Genomic DNA, 4124 nt, shown 5'->3' with positions numbered 1-4124 from the left:
TCCGGAGCAGCAAGATAAAAAGCTAATAAATACAAGGAAAGATGGAAATAACTCTAATTAGATTACTTGAGAAAATCTTTGAATGAAAAATGGTCGAAATACATTGAAAATAAAGGGGTCATCAATGGTCAGAAAAATCCTTAGCGTTGTTATTCCGCGTTTTCCTGACGGGACCCCTAATATAACTAATAATGTGTGTTTGCATTTCCATTTTTTCTTGTGTTAAATTTTTTTTCTTGCTTCCTTGATAATCTATTTTAACTCGTCTATTTTTATTATATCCAGTTCGTTGAATTATACTCATAACTCCCCCTTTATTAAGCTCTATATTTTTCTAAAAATTCAAGAAGAGCTAAAGAATGTAATTCTATTGTTGAAAACCCTTTTTTCCCTTTGCAATATTCTGTAAATTCATTATAAACATTTTCAACTACTTTTACAGATGTTTGTTTTACTCTATAATTTTCTCCTTGTAAACGATCAGGAAGAACTTTGGGAAGAGTATTTAAAATAATCTCACTTATTACATTATTTTCTATTTTATCCTCTTTTTGATTTTGTTCTTCTAATAAATTATTTCCAATATTTATACTTTTTATTTGTGAAGATAAAATTGACATACTTTTAAAAAAATCTTCTTTTGATAAAAACTCTGATGAAGTATTCTCTATAATCGTTAGTTTGTTATCATCTATATTTTTTTCTTCTCTATAGTTATTTCTATGAAGTTTGTATGCCTTATATAATTTCCCTCCATAATATTCACACAAAGATTTCAGATTATATCTTTCTCCAACATTTAACTCTTTTCTTATTGTTGAAAAATTTTCATCATCTAATAACATTTCTAATAATTTTTTTTGTTGATCTATAGTCAATTTTATCATAACTATTTCCCCTCCAATATTGCATTTTTACTCATTCCTAAAGCAAAAGCTATTGTTAATGCGTTCTCCATACTATCAACAATATACCTTAAATCCAATTCCTTAAAATAACATTCAAATTTTCCATTAATTTCTTTTACATTCATATTTTTACCTCCGATATAGATTTTTTCAGAGAAATATGATATACTTTCTTTAGGGTTTGGAAGTTATCATACTTCTGAAAAGAAAGGCTTATTTTTAAGCCTTTTTTTTATTTTAAAAGTAATACTTTTAGTATTACTTTTTTATATATATACAGTATACTATTAAATTATTCAAGTGTCAACATATTTTTTTATGTATAGATACATACATAACTATGTATCGTAATACTTTTAGTATTACTTTAATGCCTTTTATGTTATACTTTATTATATAATAAAGGTGGTGTGATTTAATGGACAAAGAAAATAAATTAGATGATTTAATATATGAAATAGAAGCTAAAATGAAGCGACATAATATTTTAAAAAAAGAACTCTACGTTATTGTCAATAGAAATACTGTTTCTAAAATTTTCGTAAACCATGAAGGTACACTTGAAACTTTACGAAAAATTATTAATTATGTAGACAATGTAATAAATGAAAAAAAGTAATACCAATGGTATTACTTTTTTATCTTTCCATTCCACGATCATTATTTTTTTTCTTACTCCATGGATTTTTTTTATCTTGGTCTTTAACCTTTTTTTCTTGATCCTTTTCTTTTGGAACTTTGCTCCATGGATTTCGTTCTTTCTTTTGTTCTTTAATTTCTAAATCTAAACTTTCTTTAACCCATTTTGGAATATTTTCAGCAATAATTTGTATATTAGTTTCTTTAATTTTAATAATTTTTTCAAAATTTTTTGAGTTATCATATATTATTAATTCATTACATTTATTTTTAATTTTATTTAAATTTTCTAAAGATTCGTAATATCTTTTTTCAATAGTATTTTCAGGGATTCCATGTCCCCCATTTAATACCCTTTCTTTTACTCTTTCTTTAGCTATTTCAGGGCTTTTAACTCCAACATAAAAGACATTAATCTTATATCCTAGTTCTTTAGCTTTATCTATAGCTCTTAATATTCCGTTTCCTGTAAGAGTTGTTTCTTGATTTAATGATTTATTTTCATTAAAAGCTTTTTCTCTAATTCTTATTGCTTCTCTTCCTGCTTTTAATTGTAATTCTGAATTTTGCCAATTTTTACCTACAATTTCATCTGTATTGATTCTAATTCCATACTCGTTTTTATTAATATATCTAAATAATGTTGATTTTCCAGCTCCATTAACTCCAGCAAAAATCGTAAATATTTTTGTAGAATCCATAATTAATACCTTACTCCATGTTTCTTTTCATCTTCAATTATTTGTTTCTGTCTTATTTGAAGACATCTTTCAAATATTTTATGATAAAGCATTTCGTCTTCTTCACTTTTTGCATATTTTTCTATAAAATCTTCTACTTCATTCAAATTCATACTTGTAAAAAAATCAAATAAATTATCTTTCTCTAAATCTATAATAGTTTTCATAAAATCACTCCTTTTTAAAAGTAATACTTTTAGTAATACTTTTTTTTGATTTTTTTTGTTTTTTTTGGTATAATAAAGTCGTAATATTTGTGAGCTAAATATTACGTTTAGATTTTTTGTCTTTGAGTTTTATTAAGTTTTTAACTTTTTAAAGCTCTTTTTTTATTTTATTATAAGCTCTTTTTAAAGTATTTTCATAAATCATTTTTGATTTTTTCTTTAGTAAAAGTAATGTTCCTATATCTGATTTTTCAACATTTACTAAATATTCGATTAACTGCTCCTCGTTTCTTTTCAAAATTTCAATTAAATTATTTTCTTGTTCTTCTTCCACTAAAATTACATTTTCTTTTAATTCTTTATTTTCTTTTTGTTCTACTTCTTTATTTTCTAACATTTCAATTTCATTACTTGTTTCTATCGTTTCATCAATACTTAAAATAACTTTTTTTAAGTATCCTAAAGTTTTAAACTCTTTATTTATTTTTATATAAGCATAGTTAAGTCCATTTATTAAATCATTCTCTGATATTTCTGATAAAAGAATTTGAATACTTTCATCATTTAGCATTTTGGACTTATTTATATAAATATTTCTCTTAGCTTTTTTTATTGCTTTTTCTAGTAAATTTGATACTTTAATTATTTTTTTTGAAACAATAAATTTATATCCACTTATTTTATTTTTTAATCCATTACGTTCTTTTATCACTTCAATATTTATATCTGTATATTTGTTTATTTCTTCTATTGTAGGCTCTAAAACTCTTCTTTCTAAATTATCACTTCTAAAACTTTTTCCTATCTTAAAATTTATTTCTTCAATAGACATTGAAAAATCTTTTTTAAATTGATTTGACTTAAATAACATATAAAATAAAACTGAATATTTGCTTGTTAAGGGTTCAATATATTTTAATTTATATTTACAAAAGTTTCCTTTAAAATCACTTATTAAAGGAAAAAATCTTGGAGAATACTCAACTTCAACAGTTTTATTTTTATGATTAAATACCAAAATTGTAAATATACTATAATTAATTTCTTTTTCAGGAGTAGAGACTATTAAAACCCTTTTTTGTAATTTTTTTATTATACTGCTAAAACTTTTTAAACTCTGATCTCCCATTCCAATAAATTTTTTTATATCTAAGTGTGAATATTCATAATAACTTTTATTTTTTTCAACATCTGACATTAAAGCTAAAAATAGCTTTAATTCTCTTAATTCAAAATCTTCTAATTTTCCTTGTGAAATACTATTATGATGACTAATTTCTCTATCTCTCATTATTTGTTTGCTCCTTTATTTGCCGTATTATTAGAATTTTTTTATTTGTATCTAATTCTATTTCAGTATTTTTACTTCCTGCTTCTAATCCTAATAATTCTACAAATTGAGCAGGAATATTTATATTTAATCTAGTTCCTGCTTTCATAACACTTATTGTTTTTTTTATTTTCATAAACTTTTTCCACTCCTAAAACTTTAATTTAATTGATTATAACAAATTTTTAAATAAATTTCAAACTTTTTTACATACAAATGTATGTTTTTTTAGAAAGGGATAAAACCGTTTTTTTGTAGTAAACTAAAACCGTTTTTTTGTAGTAAACTGAAATTGAAAAACCGTTTTTTTGTAGTAAACTGAAATCGAAAAACCGTTTTT

General features: G+C 23.1%; 7 protein-coding genes. 1 reads left to right on the top strand and 6 read right to left on the bottom strand.

Annotation, left to right across the window (positions count from 1 at the left end):
* Positions 1-317: 317 nt before the first annotated feature.
* On the bottom strand, positions 318-887 hold the full coding sequence (locus tag L992_RS08130) for a hypothetical protein (RefSeq protein WP_047395551.1): 570 nt from the start codon (positions 885-887) through the stop codon (positions 318-320).
* 2 nt (positions 888-889) lie between these two features.
* On the bottom strand, positions 890-1033 hold the full coding sequence (locus L992_RS13505; protein WP_156110664.1) for a hypothetical protein: 144 nt from the start codon (positions 1031-1033) through the stop codon (positions 890-892).
* A 293-nt stretch (positions 1034-1326) separates the two neighbouring features.
* On the opposite strand from L992_RS13505, the gene L992_RS08125 reads away from it, so the two are divergent.
* A complete protein-coding gene (locus L992_RS08125; RefSeq protein ID WP_047395548.1) occupies positions 1327-1527 on the top strand; it encodes a hypothetical protein in 201 nt (66 codons plus the stop codon).
* Between the two features lie 19 nt (positions 1528-1546).
* Here L992_RS08125 and L992_RS08120 read toward each other — a convergent pair whose 3' ends face one another.
* The 4 genes from L992_RS08120 to L992_RS08105 all read right to left on the bottom strand — a co-directional run bounded on the left by L992_RS08120 (position 1547) and on the right by L992_RS08105 (position 3920).
* Complete coding sequence (locus L992_RS08120; RefSeq protein ID WP_081982786.1) at positions 1547-2248, bottom strand: zeta toxin family protein; 702 nt, start codon at positions 2246-2248, stop codon at positions 1547-1549.
* Between the two features lie 2 nt (positions 2249-2250).
* Positions 2251-2454, bottom strand: a complete 204-nt coding sequence (locus L992_RS08115) for a hypothetical protein (protein ID WP_047395545.1) — start codon at positions 2452-2454, stop codon at positions 2251-2253.
* A gap of 148 nt (positions 2455-2602) precedes the next feature.
* Entirely contained in the window at positions 2603-3745 is a 1143-nt protein-coding gene (locus tag L992_RS08110; RefSeq protein WP_047395542.1) for a replication initiation protein, read from the bottom strand.
* Positions 3735-3920, bottom strand: coding sequence for a hypothetical protein (locus L992_RS08105; RefSeq protein WP_047395539.1), 186 nt, complete (start codon positions 3918-3920; stop codon positions 3735-3737). Before L992_RS08105 ends, L992_RS08110 begins: the two co-directional genes overlap by 11 nt.
* Positions 3921-4124 lie beyond the last annotated feature (204 nt).

It is taken from the genome of Cetobacterium sp. ZOR0034 (assembly GCF_000799075.1).
GTDB lineage: Bacteria > Fusobacteriota > Fusobacteriia > Fusobacteriales > Fusobacteriaceae > Cetobacterium_A.
The sequence above is the reverse complement of the archived record's forward strand: the minus strand, read 5'-3'. Positions and strand labels throughout refer to the sequence as shown.

Coding starts and splice junctions, on each gene's coding strand:
- L992_RS08105 (WP_047395539.1), bottom strand. CDS start 3,920: ATGAAAATAAAAAAAACAATAAGTGTTATGAAAGCAGGAACTAGATTA.
- L992_RS08130 (WP_047395551.1), bottom strand. CDS start 887: ATGATAAAATTGACTATAGATCAACAAAAAAAATTATTAGAAATGTTA.
- L992_RS08125 (WP_047395548.1), top strand. CDS start 1,327: ATGGACAAAGAAAATAAATTAGATGATTTAATATATGAAATAGAAGCT.
- L992_RS08115 (WP_047395545.1), bottom strand. CDS start 2,454: ATGAAAACTATTATAGATTTAGAGAAAGATAATTTATTTGATTTTTTT.
- L992_RS08110 (WP_047395542.1), bottom strand. CDS start 3,745: ATGAGAGATAGAGAAATTAGTCATCATAATAGTATTTCACAAGGAAAA.
- L992_RS08120 (WP_081982786.1), bottom strand. CDS start 2,248: ATGGATTCTACAAAAATATTTACGATTTTTGCTGGAGTTAATGGAGCT.
- L992_RS13505 (WP_156110664.1), bottom strand. CDS start 1,033: ATGAATGTAAAAGAAATTAATGGAAAATTTGAATGTTATTTTAAGGAA.